Consider the following 16729-nt stretch of genomic DNA (forward strand, 5'->3'; position numbering starts at 1 on the left):
CAAATATCAGAAAAAAATTTTTTTCTCGCAACAATTTTGTAAAAATTCTCTCAAATCTTGTTATATTCGCATTCACACAGACCCTGATAGCTGTTTATGATTACTTTTTTGATTTGTCTGGCTCTTTTGATCGGGGCCTATTTCACTTATGGACGCTATTTGGAGCGTTTGGTCGGAATCGACCCTTCGGCGGAGACTCCGTGCAATCGGCTTTACGACGGTGTGGACTACGTACCGCTTCCCCGTTGGCGTATTTTTCTGATTCAACTGCTCAATATTGCAGGTCTCGGCCCGATTTTCGGTGCGGTTCTCGGTGCCGCCTATGGACCTGTGGCCTTTCTGTGGATCACCCTGGGAGGTATTTTCATGGGCGCGATGCACGATTTCATTTCGGGCGTGATCTCGTTGCGCCATGACGGTGCGAGCCTTCCGGAAATCACGGGGCGTTACCTCGGGGACAAGGTTAAAATCATCATGCGCCTTTTTTCTGCGGGACTGATGGTTCTTGTGGGTGCGGTTTTTCTTTCGCAGCCTGCGGAGCTGATCGCCAACCGGCTTGACATTCCGTCGCTGGAGGTCACGGCCTTCGGGGATTTTTCGTGGCTGCTGCTGATCATCCTGGGGGTTATTCTGCTCTATTACATAGCCGCGACGCTGCTTCCCGTGGACAAGATCATCGGGCGAATCTACCCGATTTTCGGATTTGCGCTGCTGTTCATGGCCCTGAGTATCCTTTTCGTGCTTTTGTTCAGCGGGGATTATACGATTCCGGAACTGACCTCCCTGCGGAACTGCATCTCCGACGCCAAGAATTTCCCGATTGTGCCGATGCTCTTCACGACGATTGCCTGCGGGGCGATTTCGGGTTTCCATGCTACGCAGTCGCCGTTGATGGCGCGCTGTATGCGCAACGAACGGGAGAGCCGTTCGGTATTCTACGGGGCGATGATCTCCGAATCGGTCATCGCCCTGATCTGGGCAGCCGTCGGCATGGCCTTCTGGGGAGGCGTTGAGGGACTGAATGCCGCCATTGCCGAATACAAGGGTTCTGCGGCGATCCTGGTTGACATCATCGCCACGAAGACCCTGGGCCCGGTCCTGGCGGGCTTTGTGATTTTCGGTGTCGTGGCCTGCGCCATCACTTCGGGAGATACGGCATTCCGGTCGGCACGTCTGATCGTGGCGGATTTCATGGGTATTGAACAGCGTTCGTTGCGCAAGCGTATCTATATCAGCATTCCGTTGTTCGCCATAGGGTTGCTGATCATCTTCGGGTTGCCGTTCCAGGCGATGTGGAGCTATTTTGCGTGGATGAACCAGACGCTTGCCGCCGTCACGTTGTGGATGATCGTCGTGTATCTGTGCCGTCGCGGCCGCGGTGTCTGGGTGGGTTTGCTCCCGGCGCTGATCATGACCTATGTCTGTGGGAGCTATGTGTTTGTCTCGCCGTTGATGTTCGGCATGACGGGTCGTCCGCTGGCCTACCTGCTGGGCGGGGTCCTCACGCTGGCAGTTTTTATTGTGATGATCGTCAAAATCCGTTGTGAATATGCAAAAGGCAAGGCTTGAACCCACGGCCGACCAGACTTTCGAGGTGGTGGGGAGCGGTCCCTACGATTTCGGACAGGTGCTGGACCAGACGCGCCGGATGCAGGAGGAGGGGGATGTCGAAGGTGCCTGTAATGCCCGTTTCCAGGCTTTCCAGCGCCTTGCGGAGCTCATTCCCGAGGATGAGGAGGTGAATCTCGAATGGAGCCACCGCAATTCGCGTGCGGCTCTGGAGTTGATCCGCGCCACGGCAATCGACCATTTTCTGATCAATGACTTCGAGATGTCGGCGGCCCTGTTGGAGATGTTGCTGGATCTCGATCCGGAAGATCACCTGGAGGGGAGCCAGCTGCTGGCCTTCGACTATCTGGCCATGGGCGAGGATGAACTTTTCGACGAGGTGATCAACGATGTTTCGGACAAGTCTCCGGCCCGGGAGATCCTGTTGCTGTGGTCGGCCTACCGGCGGGACGGCCTGCTGCCGGCCGGGGAGTTGCAACGTTTCCGGACCCACTTTGCGCCGTGGTTTGCGGAGTTTACGGCTGCGGAGCATCCGGCCGACGCGGAGTACCTGCGGGACATCGAGAGCGAACACCCTACGGCCGCGGCGCAGGCCCGGGAGTTGTGGCTTCAGACCGAGAATCTGTGGTCGCTGTGGCCGGTCTTTATCGAAGCGCTGCGGGCCTCCCGTTGAGGCCGTGCCGAGAGAAATATGGGAGAGTGCCGAGGCGTGAGGGTGGAAGGGTGTTGTGTGTCGCTGGAGCCCGGTTTTGAGGACAGAAGGTTTGGATATCGAGCATGAAGAGCCCCGATGTCGGGCCGGGAGGTGTGTTGGACGAGGCGGGAGAGATCCGAACCTGTACAACGAGTGCATCCTGTCGGTCAGCCGGAGCGCTCCGAATCTCCGATGGAGAGAATGTGAACAAACCTTAATACTTAAGAAATTATGAAAACCAGAAACTGCTGTCTGTTGGCTGTCCTGCCGACTGCGGCCCTTGTTCAGGGCTGCGGGGACGCGCCGCATACGTCGCCGAGCCGTCCGAACGTGATTTTTATCTACGCCGACGACCTGGGGATCGGAGACCTGAGTTGCTATGGAGCGACGAAGATCTCGACCCCGAATCTCGACCGTCTGGCCTCCCAGGGCCAGCGTTTCACGAACGCATACGCCACCTCTGCGACGAGTACACCGTCCCGTTTCGGGCTGCTGACGGGCATGTACCCGTGGCGCCAGCAGAATACGGGCATTGCCCCGGGAAACTCGGAACTGATCATCGATACGGCCTGCTATACGCTGGCCGATGCCCTGCATGATGCGGGTTATGCGACCGGGGCCGTAGGGAAATGGCATCTGGGTCTGGGACCGGTCGGGGGTACGGATTTCAATACGGAGATCCGCCCGGGCGCCCGCGACATCGGTTTCGACTATGAGTTTCTGATTCCGGCGACGGTGGACCGTGTCCCGTGCGTCTTTGTCGAGAACGGCCATGTGGTGGGGCTGGATCCAGAGGATCCGATCACGGTTAGCTACGACCACAAGGTGGGCGACTGGCCGACGGGCGAGGAGAACCCCGAGCTGGTGAAGCTGAAACCGAGCCAGGGGCATAACAATACGATCATCAACGGCATTCCGCGTATCGGCTGGATGACGGGCGGGAAGTCTGCGTTGTGGGTTGACGAGAACATTGCCGACACGATTACGGCGAAGGCCACGCGCTTCATCGCCCGGCACAAGGACGAACCCTTCTTCCTCTATATGGGTACGCAGGACGTGCATGTCCCGCGAGTTCCGCATCCTCGTTTTGCGGGCAAAAGCGGCCTGGGGACGCGTGGTGACGTGATTCTGCAACTGGACTGGACGATCGGCGAGGTGATGCGGACGCTGGACAGCCTGGGGATTGCCGACAATACGTTGTTCATCTTCACGTCGGACAACGGGGCGGTGATCGACGACGGCTACCAGGATCAGGCGCTCGAACTGCTGAACGGGCACACCCCGATGGGGATCTACCGGGGCGGGAAATACAGTCTCTACGAGGCGGGGACGCGCATTCCGTTCATTGTCCGGTGGCCGGCGCGCGTGCAGCCGGGCGTACAACCCGCCCTGTTCTCACAGATCGACGTCTACCGCTCGCTGGCTTCGCTGACTGGGGTGGATCTCCCCGCGGCGGCAGCCCCGGACAGCCGTGACCGCCTGCCGGAACTGCTGGGCGAGGGACAAAGCGACCGGGAGTACGTCGTGCAGCAGAACCTGAACAATACGCTTGCGATCATTTCGGGGCCGTGGAAGTACCTGGAGCCGAGCGACGGCCCGGCGCTGGAGTTCTGGACGAAGACCGAGCTCGGAAACTCTCCGGAGGCGCAGCTTTACGATCTGACCGGGGATCCGCGCGAACAGCATAACGTGGCTGCGGAGCATCCGGAAGTGGTTGCCGAACTGGCAGCCCGTTTGGCGGAGGTCCGCGGTGCGGTGGCTTCGACGGTAAAATAGCCGGTCGCTGGGTCTCGGCCCCGGAGTACTGGGGGCTGCGGCCCGAGATCTGCAGGAAAAATCCCTGACGTAATCATACGTCAGGGATTTTTTCGATGGGCGGGTGGCTCTTCCGATTTCGGTGCGGAATTACTCCCGACACTTCTCTTCAGCGAGGCGCAGTTCCCGAAAACAGTGGCGGCAAATGGGCTCGTAACTGTCCTGCGCACCGAGCAGGACCTGCTTTTCGTCGGCCGTGAGGCGGTGCGAATGGTGTGCGAGGTTCCCGCAACGGACACAGATGGCATGGACCTTGGTGACGTATTCTGCCGTGGCCATGAGTGCGGGCATGGGCCCGAATGGCTTGCCGGTGTAATCCATGTCGAGCCCCGCGACGATGACGCGGACGCCGCTGTCGGCCAACTGCCGACAGACCTCCACGATGCTGTCGTCGAAGAACTGGGCCTCGTCAATTCCGACGACATCGACGTCGGCGGTCATCAGCAGGATGTTCTGGGGCGATTCGACGGGCGTTGAACGGATGGCGTTTGCGTCGTGCGAGACGACCTCCTCCTCGGAGTAGCGGACATCGATCCGGGGTTTGAAGATTTCGACCTTGAGGTGGGCGAACTGCGCCCTTTTCAGGCGGCGGATCAGCTCTTCGGTCTTTCCGGAGAACATCGATCCGCAGACGACTTCGATCCAACCCTTTCGGCTGGCATTTTCGAGGAACATACGAGTATTGAGAGCGTTTTTAACGTTTGTTTTTCGGTATCCGGATTTTGTCCGGGCGGATGGTCCGGGTTACTATCGGACGGCGCATTCGTCGACCCGCTCGATTCGGGCGCCGAGGGCGTTGAGCCGCAGGTCTATATCCTTGTATCCGCGGTCGATCTGGTCGATATTTTGAATGGTGGAGACCCCGTCGGCGGACATGGCGGCGATGAGCAGGGCGACTCCGGCGCGAATATCGGGGGATGTCATGCGTGTGGCTCGGAGGTTGATGCGGTGGTCGTGTCCGATGACCGTAGCGCGGTGTGGGTCACAGAGGATGATCTGCGCCCCCATGTCGATGAGTTTGTCGACGAAGAAGAGACGGCTTTCGAACATCTTTTGGTGGATCAGCACGGCGCCCTTTGCCTGTGTGGCGACGACGAGGAAGATCGACAGCAGGTCGGGGGTCAACCCGGGCCAGGTGGCATCGGCGATGGTCATGATCGATCCGTCGAGGAAGGTTTCGATGCTGTAGTGGTCCTGCTGGGGGATGTAGATGTCGTCTCCGCGCTGTTCGAACTGAATTCCCATGCGTGCGAACTGGGCGGGTATGATGCCGAGGTTCTCGTAGGAGACGTTTCGGATGGTGAGCTCCGAGCGGTTCATGGCGGCCATTCCGATGAAGCTTCCGACCTCGATCATGTCGGGCAGGAGGGTGTGTTCCGTGCCTCCGAGGGCGTCGACGCCCTCGATGGTCAGCAGGTTCGATGCGATTCCGGATATTTTCGCGCCCATGCGGTTGAGCATCCTGCAGAGCTGCTGTACGTAGGGTTCGCAGGCTGCGTTGTAGATGGTGGTGACGCCGGGGGTCATGACGGCGGCCATGACGATGTTGGCGGTACCGGTCACGGACGCCTCGTCGAGGAGCATGTAGGTGCCCTTTAGTTCCCGGCCCTCGACCATGAAGAACTCGTCTGCGATGTCGAAATTGAACCTGGCTCCGAGTTTCTGGAATCCGAGGAAATGGGTATCGAGACGCCGTCGGCCGATCTTGTCTCCACCGGGTTTGGGAATGTACCCGACCCCGAACCGAGCGAGCATGGGTCCGATGAGCATGACGGATCCGCGCAGCCGGGAGCAGCGTTGGCGGTAGTCGTCGGTCTGGAGGTATTCGAAATCGATGTCGCGTGCCTGGAAGGCGTATGTATCGTCAGCGAGTTGTTCGACGATGACGCCCATTCGGCGGAGGAGTTCGATGAGTTGGAGGACGTCGAGGATGCGGGGGATGTTCCGGATGACGACGCGCTCGGGTGTTAGCAGCGTCGCGCAAAGGATCTGGAGGGCTTCGTTTTTGGCGCCCTGAGGGGTTATGGCCCCGTGGAGACGGTGGCCTCCTTCGACCTTGAATATAGCCATTTCGGATCTCGGTTAATGGGTTTTGAAGCCACGGGTTCCGGGAGCGGCGGCCGGATTGCCGACGGTTTCCGGAACTGTTGCTTTTTCTACAAAGGTAATAGGATTTCGGGCTTTTTGCCTGTCCGGATGAAATATTTTCGTGAAAAATTTTTGCGGATCATTTTTTTGTTGTACTTTTGCAATCCGTAAAAATGTCAGAAACAACAAAAAACAGATAGCTATGGCAATGAAGAGAACTTACCAGCCTTCGCGTCGGAAGCGGATCAACAAGCACGGTTTCCGTGCTCGTATGGCTACGGCCAACGGACGCAAGGTGCTGGCAGCGCGCCGCGCAAAGGGCCGCAAGAAGCTGACGGTATCGGACGAGTCGACGTTCAAGTACGCATAGTTTGTTGCAGGCAGAGAGCGACAGGCCGGTTCCGCGGGGAGCCGGCTTTTTTGATTTTTCCGAATTTTGCAGGGAATCCGAATCATGAAGATTGAGTTTTCGACCGAACGACTTGTTTTGCGCCCGTGGCGGGCGGAGGATGCCGCGGCGCTTTTTGCCGTGGCCCGGGATCCGCAGGTGGGTCCTGCCGCGGGATGGCCTCCGCACCGGAGTGAGGCGGAGAGTGGCGAGGTGATCCGGACGGTCTTTTCGGCTCCGGAGACCTATGCCGTGGCTCTGCGCGGGACGGATTGTCCGATCGGATGCGTGGGTCTGCTCTTCCCGGCATCGGCCCATTTCCCGATCGGAGCATCCGAAGCCGAAGTCGGCTACTGGCTCGGAAGCGTCTGGTGGGGCCGGGGATTGATCCCCGAAGCGTTGAGCGAACTGATGCGCCATGCCTTCGGGACGCTGGGCCTTACGGGATTGTGGGGCAGCTGCTTTCCCGACAACCGTGCTTCGCGGCGGGTGCTGGAGAAGTGCGGTTTCGGTTACGTACGGACCGAAGCGGCGTTGCCGGTCTGCTCCGACGGATCGCAACACACCGGAGAGCTTTGGCACCTGACGCGCGAGGCGTGGCGGGCCTCGCAGGGCATTACCCTGCGCCGGGCCGCCGAATCCGACATTCCGCTGATCCGGCAGGTTGCCGGAGTTGCCTTCCCGGCGACCTATCGGGAGATCCTGACTCCGGCGCAGCTCGACTACATGATGGCGTGGATGTACTCCGAGGAGAGTCTTCGGGAGCAGTTCCGCGAGGGGCATTGCTTCTACCTGGCTTTTGAGGGCGGCGATCCGGTGGGCTACGTATCGGTCGAACGGGAAGGCGAGCGCCTTTTCCACCTGCAGAAGATCTACGTGCTGCCCCGCTGTCAGGGTTCCGGTATCGGGCGACGGCTTTTCCAGCGGGCCGTGGAGCATGTCCGGACGAACTGTCCGGGTCCCTGCCGCATGGAGTTGAACGTCAACCGCCACAACCGGGCGCTGCATTTCTACGAACGGATGGGGATGCGCCGCCTGCGTGAAGGGGATTTCCCGATCGGCGAGGGTTTTTATATGAATGACTACATTATGGGGCTGGATCTCGAATAACCGATGGGCATACTTGTCGGTCGACATCTCCCCGGCATACGAAAAAGCGGAACGGTCTGACCGTTCCGCTTTTTCGTATATTCCTCCCGGGGTTGCGTCTCCTCCCGGGACTGTGCTCCTTCCTCGGGCTTTGCCTCTCCCTGGCCTCTCCCTGGTCCCTCCCTGGCTCCTCCCTTCTCGGGTTACGGCCTCTTCTCGGATTGTGCCTCTCTCCACCCCCCCCCGGTTATGCCTCGGGGTCGTTTTTGAAGAGGTCGATTTCACCCCGCTCGACCTTTCCGTAGAGATCGGCCAACTCGGCAATCACCGGCGAGATGAATTCCAACGTGTCTGTGACGGCGGATTTGTTGCCTTCACCCTTGATGCGGTAGAGCATGGCGGCGTAGAGGGCCCGGAAACAGAGTTCGGTATCGCTCATGCCGGGATTCCCGATTACGGCGCGCAGGCGCGGCAATTCGGGTTCGAGCCGTGCGAACGTGTGTCGGTAATGCTCCCCGACGGGTAGTTTCATCAATTGGAGATGGAGGTCGTGCAGGTCCTGAATCAGATGCAGCGTGTGTTCGAGATGTCCCTTCTCCTCCTTGCCTTCCTGTTGGAGGAGGTTTGCCAGGTCGAGGTACCAGAGCAGGAAGATGTGTTTCTGCTCTTCGGCAATATCCTTGCGGGGCGCGATCAGGGTCGAGAAGATAGCCTCGGGACTGAACTGCAGGGCCCGCAACAGGTCCTCCAGCTGCCAGAGGTAGAGGATGTATTCAGCGATATTCTCGCGCCGTTTGGCTTTGGCAATATCCATGTTGTTTATTTTTTACCCATTTCTTTCGTTTCCCGCCTTCCGCCTTCCGCCTTCCGCCTCTCGTCTTCCGCCTCCCGTCTCCCGCTTCTTTCCTCTCTTTTCCCCTCTTTCCTGTCGCCACTCGTCTCTCTCCACGCTACCCCCCCCCGCACTCTATTTGATCCAGGTTTTGGGTCCCGAGAGGTGTTTGAGAAAGTATTGCTGGGACTTGAGCAGGTTGCGCGACTGGAGCACCATGTTCTTGGTCTCGGTCAGGATCGTGAGGTAGAGCATCGAGGCTTTGGTATTGGACTTGGCCTCGTTGATTCGGGTGAGTTCGGACTTGATGGCCTCGGCGATCGACTCGAAGAGCTGGTCGCGCATCGTGAGTACGGTTTCGATTTCGGAGAAGTCGCCCTCGCGCAGCATCTGGTTGATGCGTCGGTAGATCGATTCCACGTCGTCGTTGATCGACATCAGGTCTCGGGTCTGTTCCATCGACATGCCTTCGTGGTTGTTGTCGATGTGCTCGAATGCCGGGCGGGTGATGTGCATCAGGGCTTTGGTCATTTCGTTGAGGTAGTCGACGACCTGGACGTAGTAGTGGGCGGTATTGACATCCTCGCCCTGGAGCTTCTTGAGGGTGGGGAGGAGCGAATATTTGCGTTCGCGGGAGTGGTAGAAGAGGTCGTTGGACTCCTTGACCATGTCGCGGAGGACCTTTCTGTTCTCCTTGAATACGGCGATGAGCGTGCGGTCGTAGATCTTCGTGGCGGACTCCATCGTGGCACAGACTTCGTCGCGGAGGTCTGTGATGATGTCCTCGTTGGTTCGGATCTGCTGGCGGACAGCGGTACTTTCCTTGTCTTTCTTGAGGAAGTTGCTGTGGATAAGCATCCATCCGCAGAGGATCGTGATGATGATTAACACGGGTGTTCCGCCGTAGATGAGCGCAAAACCGACGACCAGTGCGATGAGGAATCCTCCGAGCGCGGTGATGAACCAACCTGCGACGACGGTCATGACGCCTGAGATGCGGTACACGGCGCTTTCGCGCCCCCAGGCCCGGTCAGCGAGCGAGGAACCCATGGCGACCATGAAGCATACGTAGGTGGTCGAAAGGGGGAGTTTCAGCGAGGTGGCCATGGCGATCAGAAGGGCTGACGTAGTTAGGTTTACCGTGGCTCGGATCATGTCGTAGGGGGCCCCGCTGTGCTCGACATCCTCGAATTCGAAACGGCGGGAGATTGCCTCCCGGGCTTTCGGGGGGATGACCCGTTCGATTCCCGCATTGATGTTGAGAGCAGCGCGTACGATCGTGCGGGAGAAGAGCGACGAACCGTATTGTTCCTGTCCTTCATCGCCCTGCGCCGAGAGCGAGATCTCGGTTTCAGTGACGTGCATGGCCTTCTTGGAGGTCCAGAGCGTGAGGATCATCATGGCTCCGGCCGCGAGCAGGATGAGGAAATTTGCGGGCACGTTTTCGTTGAGAGCCTCCATGAGCATTCCGGCGTCTCCGGAGTGTCGGGCGATGGAGTATGCGTCGAATCCGGCTACGGGTACGCCGATGAAGTTGACGAGGTCGTTACCTGCGAATGCAAGGGCCAGGGCGAAGGTTCCGCAGAGGATCGTGATGCGGAGGATGTTGATCTTGAGGCGCTGGATGAAGAAGAGCGTCATGGAGCATATGACCCAGCAGATGAAGATGGCGAGGAGCAGGTGGCTGTCGATCCACTGGATGAAGGCGTGCCCTGCGAGGATGGACTTCAGACCCTTGAACACGGCGAAGTAGATGATTGCCGTGAGCGAGGCTCCGCACCAGAGGGACCCGTACCGATGGAATACCGCGGTGTACCGGAATGAGAAGATGAGCCGCGAGATGTACATGACGATGGTTCCGCAGGTGAATGCGATGACCACGGATAGGAGGATCGCGGAGACGATACCCATCGCTCGGGAGGTGTTAATGTACTGTCCGAGGGATGTGATGCCTTGTGCGGGGTCGTTCGAGATCTTGTAGATGGATACGGCGATGGCGGATCCCAGGAGACAGAAAATGAGCGACACGGTCGTGGATGTGGGGAGTCCCCAGGAGTTGTACAGGTCGAGGAGGATGACGTTTGCGAACATGACGCCGAGGTAGAGCATCATCACCTCGTGGAAGGTGAATAGTCCGGGGTTGAACATGCCGCTTCGTGCGACCTCCATCATTCCGCTGGAGGTTACGACTCCGATGATGATGCCGAAGGATGCGACGGCAAGGATGATCTTCATGTGAGCGGCTTTCGAACCGATTGCGGAGTTCAGGAAGTTTACGGCGTCGTTTGTCACGCCGACAAAGAGTCCGGAAACTGCGAGAATACCCAGAATCCCGACGATGAAGGTGTAGATGTCACTCATGCTGAAATTCAGTGCAAATGCTGAGCAAATTTACTTGAAATTTCCCGATGAAACGGAATTGACACTGAATGTTAACATTAATTTAACGTGGGATTGTTCGAAATCTCCTTTGGAGCGGCTTTTGGGGCCTTTGGTTCCGGGAGCTCCGACCCGCGAAAACGAAGCGGGGGCTTGAAAAACGGACCGTGCTGCCCGAAAAACGGGCGAGCCGTTCAGAAGAGAGGACCGTTCAAGAACGAAGCGGACCCTTCAAAAGCGAGACGGGCCGCCTGAAAGGGGCCCGTCTCTGTGGGTTCAGTCCGATTCGGGGAATTACTCCTCGTCGGTGTCGGTGTATGCCTTGAGCAGTTTGTCCTGCACGTCCGCGGGCACCTGCTCGTAGGAGGAGAACTTCATGGTGTAGGTGGCCGATCCGGAGGTCAGCGACGAGAGGGTCGTCGAATAGCGGTAGAGCTCGGCCAGCGGCACGAGGGCGTTCAGGCGGTCGAATCCCTTGTCCGACTCCATGCCTGCGATCATGGCGCGGCGGTTCTGGAGGTCGGACATCACGGCGCCCATGTACTCGCTCGGGACGAGGACCTCGACGTTGTAGATCGGCTCCATGATCTTGGGACCTGCGTTGCGGAACGCCTCCTTGAATGCGTTTCGAGCGGCGAGTTTGAAGGAGATTTCGTTCGAATCCACGGGGTGCATCTTGCCGTCGTAGATCACCACGCGGATGTCGCGGGCGTAGGACCCGGTGAGCGGGCCTTCGTCCATCTTCTCCATGATGCCTTTGAGGATGGCGGGCATGAACCGGGCGTCGATGGCGCCGCCGACGATGGCCGAGTAGAACTGGAGTTTTCCGCCCCATGCGAGGTCATACTCCTCCTTGGTCTTGACATTGACCGCCATGTCTCCCTTTCCGGGCACCTTGTAGTTCTTCGGTTCGGGAATCCCTTCGTAATAGGGCTCGATGATCATGTGGACCTCACCGAACTGCCCGGCGCCACCCGACTGTTTCTTGTGACGGTAGTCGGCCTGTGCGACCTTGGTGATGGTTTCGCGGTAGGGGATCTTCGGAGCGATGTACTCGTAGGGGAGTTTGTTCTCCTTTTCGATGCGCGAACGGAGGATGTTCAGGTGGTGTTCGCCCTGGCCCTGGATGATGGTCTGCTTCAGCTCCTTGGAGTATTCGACCAGAATCGTCGGGTCTTCGAACTTGGCGTCGTTGAGGAGTTTGCCGAGTTTCTCCTCGTCGCTCTGCTCCTTGCACTTGACGGCGGCACGGTAGCGCGGTTCGGGGAAGACGATGGGTTCGATCGTCACGGGCGCGGCGGCAGCCGAGAGGGTGTCGTTCGTCCGGGTACCCTTGAGTTTGACGGTGCATCCGATGTCGCCAGCGGAGAGTTCGGTGACCTTGATGCGGTTCTTTCCGGCGACGGCGAAGAGCTGCGAGAGCTTCTCCTTGTTTCCGGTGCGGGTGTTGACGAGTTCGGTACCCTCGGTGATCTTGCCGCGGATGACGCGGAAGTAGGAGATTTCACCGATGTGCTGCTCGACCTGGCTCTTGAATACGAAGGCCACGGCGGGAGCCGCTTCGTCGGCGGTGATCTCCTCGCCCTCGGTGGAGAGGAATGCGGGGGCCTTCAGCGGTCCGGGAGCGACGTTGATAATGAATTCCATGAGACGTTTGGTTCCGATGTCTCGTTTCCCGCTGGTGCAGAAGATGGGCATCACCTCACGCTTCGAGAGGCCGATCTTGAGTCCGGCGCGGATGTCGTCCTGGGTCAGCGTTCCCTTGTCGAAATAGAGCTCCATGAGTGCCTCGTCGTGTTCGGCAGCCATTTCGACGAGCTCCTTGTTGAGTTCCTGGGCCTTTCCCATCTCTTCGGCGGGGATTTCGAGCTCTTCGCGGTGACCGTCGTTATCCTTGAAGCGGTACATCTTCATGAGCAGGACGTCGATGAAGGCGTTGAATTCGGGGCCCTGGTTGACGGGATACTGCACGATGACGGGTTTCACGCGCGAGGCGGCCTTGATGGAGTCGAACGTGGCTTCGAAACTGGCCTTGTCGGCATCGAGCTGGTTGATGACTCCGATGACGGGTTTCTGGAGCAGGCGGGCGTAACGGGCCTGAATCTCGCTTCCGACCTCCCATCCGTTCTGGGCATTGAAGAGGAATACGCCGACGTCGCTGACCTTGAAGGCGGAGAAGAGGCTTCCGCAGAAGTCGTCGGAACCGGGGCAGTCGATGATATTGAGTTTTCGGTCCATGAATTCGGTGAAGAGGATCGTGGAATAGATCGAGCGTTTGTATTCGTGCTCGATATCCGTATTGTCCGAGAGCGTGTTGTTGGTCTCGATACTACCCCTGCGGTCGATGACTTTCCCCTCGTAGGCCATCGCTTCGGCAAGGGTAGTTTTACCCGTGCCGGGGGCACCGATGAGGACGATGTTCTTGATCTCTTTGGCTGAATAGTTTTTCATATTCCGAATAGTTTTAGGTATTTTGTTTCGTTTTGGGCGGCATTTGGACGGGCGGGCTCCTCTCCCGTTTTTTGCGCGACTATAAATATACGAAATAATCGGGAAAAACAACCCCCGGGACGAAAAAATCGCCCTCAGGAGGCGATTTTTCGATTCAGGAAGGGAATATCGAGCCAGGTCAGGCGTTTCCAGATCCACTCCACGGGACCGTGAGAGAATCTCCGGAGCCAGAGCCGCGAGAACTGATACTGGACGATGACGATCCCCGCGCCGATGAGCAGTCCGTAAACCATTCCGACCTTGCAGTAGAGGCCGGCGCCCCAGTGGTAGAAGATCGCCGTTCCGAGGATGGATTGCAGGAGGTAGTTCGTCAGGCTCATGCGGCCGATGGCCGAGAGGGGGCCGATGGCCTTCCGGACGCGGGCCGAGGCGTACCACAGCAGGACGACCGCGGAGACGAGCACCATCGTCTGGGCGAGGTTGTACCATGCGGCGGTCATTACGCGCAATGGGCTGCCCGCTGCGCCGTACCCGGGGAAGAGCACGGCGGCGATGAGGAGTCCTGCGACGAGGATCCGGCCCCAGATGCGGCGGTTTCCGGGTTCGTCGTAGAAGAGCCTCCGGCGTCCCAGCAGCAGCCCGAGGAGGAACATGGCGAGGGTCTGCGTGATGCGTCCGTTGTCGAGATACCAGGCCAGGGTGACGGGTTGTCCGTACCGGAGGCTTGCGAGCAGGGCTTCGGGCAGGTTTCCGCCGGTGTAGGCCGGGTTTGCGGCTGCGCTCCATGCTCCGGGGTCGACATAGAGGTTCCCGCCGCCGCAGAGCTGGAAGAGTTCGAGGGGTTGCAGGACGAAGAGTCCGAATGCGCCCCACAGCCAGCGGTTGGAGAGCCGGGCGAAGAGCGGGAGCGTGAGCCCCAGCAGGGCGTAGAGGACCAGCACGTCGCCGTTGTAGAAGGCCGTGTTGACGAACCCGATGGCCAGCAGCAGGAGCATGCGCCAGCGGAACCGGCGGGAGAAGTCATATCCGCGCTGGGCCTGGTTGTCGTTCTGGATGTAGAAACTCAACCCGAAGAGCAGGGCGAAGATGGTGTACATTTTCCCGGCGAGGAGCCACCATACGAAGCGTTCGACGGGCTCCTCCCAACCGTCGACGAGGGCCCGGTCGAACGGGATTCCGGACCAGTAGAGGTTGAAATGCTCGCAGGTGTGGATGAGGATGATGCCGGCCACGGCGATTCCCCGCAGGGTGTCGGCCACCTGAATCCGGGAGTTCGGCAATCCGGTTGTCCGATACATCGTCTACCGGGTTTCGCTCCGGTACGGAGCCAGTGCGGGCAGGATGATCTGCTCCATGACGTCGTATCCGGCCCGAGTGGGATGCACGCCGTCGTTCGTGTACTCGGGGCGCAGCGAGCCGTCTTCGGCCTGCATGACGGTGTGGTAGTCCACCCATTCGATGCCGCGTTCCACGGCATATTCGTGGAGCCGTTCGTTGAGTTCGCGGATCTTTTCGGGGACCTCCGTCACCTCGGGGCGCCAGGGGTAGGCGCCGGCGGGAAGCACCGAGCAGAGAATCGGACGGATTCCGGCGGCGAGGGCCAGCTCGGCCATCGAGACGATGTTCTCGACGATGTGTTCCATCCCGATCGGGCCGTTGTTGAGCGCCAGGTCGTTCGTTCCGGCCAGGATGGCCACGGCCTTCGGGCGGAGGTTGATGACGTCGGCGCGGAAGCGGCAGAGCATCTGCGAGGTGACCTGCCCGCTGATTCCGCGGCAGGCGAAGTTGTTGTCGGAGAAGAACTCCGGATGGGCGTTGTCCCACCCGTCGGTGATCGAATTGCCCATGAATACGACGTCGGGGGCCTTGGCGAGTTGTGCGTTGGCTTCGGCATAACGCCCGTAGTTGGCCCAGTCGCGGGGCTGCGCGGCGGCCAGCAGCGGCACGGCCGCGAGAAGAACGGCGAGGATTCTTTTCATCTTCGGCAGTCGGGTTGTTTCGTGTTGCGGGAACGGTGCGGGCTATTGTCCGACGACGGCTTCGAGCTCCTCGACCGTCACGGGGATCCGGCGGTCGCCGAGGATGCAGCTGCCGGTCTCGGTGACCAGGATGTCGTCCTCGATGCGGATACCGCCGAAATCACGGTAGGCGTCGAGTGCGTCGTAGTCGACAATACCCCGGTAGAGGCCTTCAGCGCGGCACTTGTCGATCAGCGCGGGGATGAAATAGAGCCCCGGCTCATCGGTCAGAATGGTCCCGGGCTCGAGCCTCCAGGCGGCGCGGTAGATGCAGGTTCCGGACTGTGCGGCGCGTTCGGCAATCGTCGAGAAGTCGAACGACCGCTCGCCCATGGCCTCGCAGTCGTGTACGTCCATTCCCAATCCGTGCCCGAGTCCGTGGGGCATGAGCATGGTCATGGCTCCGGCGGCCACGGCATCGGCGGGCGAACCCCTGAGGATGCCCAATCCGACCAATCCTTCGGCGAGGACCATGTAGGCGGCGTTGTGCACCTCGGTGTACATCATGTGGGGCCTGACGATGCGTGCCACGTGGTCGTGGGCGGCGAGTACGATGTTGTAAATCTCCTTTTGTCTCTGGGTGAAACGTCCGCTGACGGGATAGGTGCGGGTGTGGTCCGAGCAATACCCTTCGACGCTTTCGCCTCCGGCGTCGCACAGCAGCAGCCGGCCCTCCTCCAGCACGCCTTCGGCGTTAAGGTTGTGGAGCGTCTCGCCGTGCTGCGAGACGATCGAGGGGAACGAGACGCCCTGTCCGCACGACTTGGCCACCCCTTCGATGGCCCCGGCGATTTCGCGCTCGATAATCCCCGGGCGGCACATCTTCATGGCCAGCAGGTGCATGTCGTATCCGATGCGGAAGGCTCGCTCCATGGCTTCGATCTCCTCGGGGCTCTTCTTCTCGCGCATTTCGGCCACGGCGAACATCAGGTCGACGGACTTGTAGTCGTGCAGGGCGGCGGGCTTGATGCCGAGGAGTTCCGAGAGCAGGAGTTTGGTTTCGCCGCGATAGGGCGGGAGGTAGTGGATCTTGCGTCCGAGGGCGATGGCCTTGCGGATGCGTGCGGCGAGTTCGGCCATCGGGAAGGTCTTCGTCACGCCGACCTCGGCTCCCATGTCGCGGAGGGTGGGTTGCGGACCGGTCCAGATGATGTCCTCGACGGTGAAGTCGTCGCCGTAGAGGGCCTCTTCGCCTGAATCGGCGTCGATCACCCCGACAATATCGGGGACGTTCAGCCCGAAATAGTATCGGAACGAGGAGTCCTGGCGGAAATAGTAGGCGTTGTTGGGATAATTGTTGGGCGAGAGGGGATTTCCGGGCAGGAGGATAATGCCCTCTTTGATTTTGGTGCGCAGCTCGCGGCGGCGTGCGGTATAGGTTTTGGCGGAAAACATAGTGCGTAGTG

General features: G+C 59.5%; 13 protein-coding genes and 1 pseudogene. 6 read left to right on the forward strand and 8 right to left on the reverse strand.

What is annotated here, in order from left to right; translation table 11 throughout:
- The first annotated feature begins 96 nt into the window (after window positions 1–96).
- From ABGT65_RS06005 to ABGT65_RS06015, 3 genes are all read left to right on the forward strand, one after another.
- Window positions 97–1569: a carbon starvation CstA family protein gene (locus ABGT65_RS06005; protein ID WP_346700544.1), complete on the forward strand. Its 1473-nt coding sequence runs from the start codon at window positions 97–99 to the stop codon at window positions 1567–1569.
- Window positions 1550–2242, forward strand: coding sequence for a tetratricopeptide repeat protein (locus tag ABGT65_RS06010; protein ID WP_346700546.1), 693 nt, complete (start codon window positions 1550–1552; stop codon window positions 2240–2242). The genes ABGT65_RS06005 and ABGT65_RS06010 overlap by 20 nt, the downstream gene beginning before the upstream one ends.
- Before the next feature lie 252 nt (window positions 2243–2494).
- Entirely contained in the window at window positions 2495–4039 is a 1545-nt protein-coding gene (locus ABGT65_RS06015; RefSeq protein WP_346700548.1) for a sulfatase-like hydrolase/transferase, read from the forward strand.
- Window positions 4040–4168: 129 nt separating this feature from the next.
- Here the strand turns inward: ABGT65_RS06015 and ABGT65_RS06020 are convergent, their stop codons facing one another.
- Window positions 4169–4753, reverse strand: coding sequence for a thymidine kinase (locus ABGT65_RS06020; RefSeq protein WP_346700549.1), 585 nt, complete (start codon window positions 4751–4753; stop codon window positions 4169–4171).
- A 72-nt stretch (window positions 4754–4825) separates the two neighbouring features.
- On the reverse strand, window positions 4826–6148 hold the full coding sequence (gene murA / locus ABGT65_RS06025; RefSeq protein ID WP_346700551.1) for a UDP-N-acetylglucosamine 1-carboxyvinyltransferase: 1323 nt from the start codon (window positions 6146–6148) through the stop codon (window positions 4826–4828).
- A gap of 226 nt (window positions 6149–6374) precedes the next feature.
- On the opposite strand from murA, the gene rpmH reads away from it, so the two are divergent.
- The 3 genes and pseudogenes from rpmH to ABGT65_RS06040 all read left to right on the forward strand — a co-directional run bounded on the left by rpmH (window position 6375) and on the right by ABGT65_RS06040 (window position 7664).
- On the forward strand, window positions 6375–6536 hold the full coding sequence (rpmH, locus tag ABGT65_RS06030; RefSeq protein WP_010261331.1) for a 50S ribosomal protein L34: 162 nt from the start codon (window positions 6375–6377) through the stop codon (window positions 6534–6536).
- An 84-nt stretch (window positions 6537–6620) separates the two neighbouring features.
- Window positions 6621–7052, forward strand: a pseudogene (locus ABGT65_RS06035) (GNAT family N-acetyltransferase); the annotation flags it as partial.
- A 117-nt stretch (window positions 7053–7169) separates the two neighbouring features.
- Window positions 7170–7664 (forward strand): GNAT family N-acetyltransferase, encoded by a 495-nt coding sequence (locus tag ABGT65_RS06040; RefSeq protein ID WP_346703064.1) that lies wholly within the window; start codon window positions 7170–7172, stop codon window positions 7662–7664.
- 226 nt (window positions 7665–7890) lie between these two features.
- Here ABGT65_RS06040 and ABGT65_RS06045 read toward each other — a convergent pair whose 3' ends face one another.
- From ABGT65_RS06045 to ABGT65_RS06070, 6 genes are all read right to left on the reverse strand, one after another.
- Complete coding sequence (locus ABGT65_RS06045; RefSeq protein ID WP_346700553.1) at window positions 7891–8457, reverse strand: DUF4924 family protein; 567 nt, start codon at window positions 8455–8457, stop codon at window positions 7891–7893.
- A 153-nt stretch (window positions 8458–8610) separates the two neighbouring features.
- Window positions 8611–10836: an inorganic phosphate transporter gene (locus ABGT65_RS06050; protein ID WP_346700555.1), complete on the reverse strand. Its 2226-nt coding sequence runs from the start codon at window positions 10834–10836 to the stop codon at window positions 8611–8613.
- 312 nt (window positions 10837–11148) lie between these two features.
- On the reverse strand, window positions 11149–13305 hold the full coding sequence (locus ABGT65_RS06055; RefSeq protein WP_346700557.1) for an elongation factor G: 2157 nt from the start codon (window positions 13303–13305) through the stop codon (window positions 11149–11151).
- A 134-nt stretch (window positions 13306–13439) separates the two neighbouring features.
- A complete protein-coding gene (locus tag ABGT65_RS06060; RefSeq protein ID WP_346700559.1) occupies window positions 13440–14603 on the reverse strand; it encodes a DUF418 domain-containing protein in 1164 nt (387 codons plus the stop codon).
- 3 nt (window positions 14604–14606) lie between these two features.
- A complete protein-coding gene (locus ABGT65_RS06065; protein WP_346700561.1) occupies window positions 14607–15284 on the reverse strand; it encodes an SGNH/GDSL hydrolase family protein in 678 nt (225 codons plus the stop codon).
- Between the two features lie 42 nt (window positions 15285–15326).
- Window positions 15327–16718: an aminopeptidase P family protein gene (locus ABGT65_RS06070; RefSeq protein ID WP_346700563.1), complete on the reverse strand. Its 1392-nt coding sequence runs from the start codon at window positions 16716–16718 to the stop codon at window positions 15327–15329.
- Window positions 16719–16729: the final 11 nt, after the last annotated feature.

The organism is uncultured Alistipes sp., from assembly GCF_963931675.1.
In the GTDB taxonomy this organism is placed as follows: Bacteria; Bacteroidota; Bacteroidia; order Bacteroidales; family Rikenellaceae; genus Alistipes.

Coding starts and splice junctions, on each gene's coding strand:
- ABGT65_RS06020 (WP_346700549.1), bottom strand. CDS start 4,753: ATGTTCCTCGAAAATGCCAGCCGAAAGGGTTGGATCGAAGTCGTCTGC.
- ABGT65_RS06060 (WP_346700559.1), bottom strand. CDS start 14,603: ATGTATCGGACAACCGGATTGCCGAACTCCCGGATTCAGGTGGCCGAC.
- ABGT65_RS06045 (WP_346700553.1), bottom strand. CDS start 8,457: ATGGATATTGCCAAAGCCAAACGGCGCGAGAATATCGCTGAATACATC.
- rpmH (WP_010261331.1), top strand. CDS start 6,375: ATGAAGAGAACTTACCAGCCTTCGCGTCGGAAGCGGATCAACAAGCAC.
- ABGT65_RS06050 (WP_346700555.1), bottom strand. CDS start 10,836: ATGAGTGACATCTACACCTTCATCGTCGGGATTCTGGGTATTCTCGCA.
- murA (WP_346700551.1), bottom strand. CDS start 6,148: ATGGCTATATTCAAGGTCGAAGGAGGCCACCGTCTCCACGGGGCCATA.
- ABGT65_RS06015 (WP_346700548.1), top strand. CDS start 2,495: ATGAAAACCAGAAACTGCTGTCTGTTGGCTGTCCTGCCGACTGCGGCC.
- ABGT65_RS06055 (WP_346700557.1), bottom strand. CDS start 13,305: ATGAAAAACTATTCAGCCAAAGAGATCAAGAACATCGTCCTCATCGGT.
- ABGT65_RS06010 (WP_346700546.1), top strand. CDS start 1,550: ATGCAAAAGGCAAGGCTTGAACCCACGGCCGACCAGACTTTCGAGGTG.
- ABGT65_RS06005 (WP_346700544.1), top strand. CDS start 97: ATGATTACTTTTTTGATTTGTCTGGCTCTTTTGATCGGGGCCTATTTC.
- ABGT65_RS06070 (WP_346700563.1), bottom strand. CDS start 16,718: ATGTTTTCCGCCAAAACCTATACCGCACGCCGCCGCGAGCTGCGCACC.
- ABGT65_RS06065 (WP_346700561.1), bottom strand. CDS start 15,284: ATGAAAAGAATCCTCGCCGTTCTTCTCGCGGCCGTGCCGCTGCTGGCC.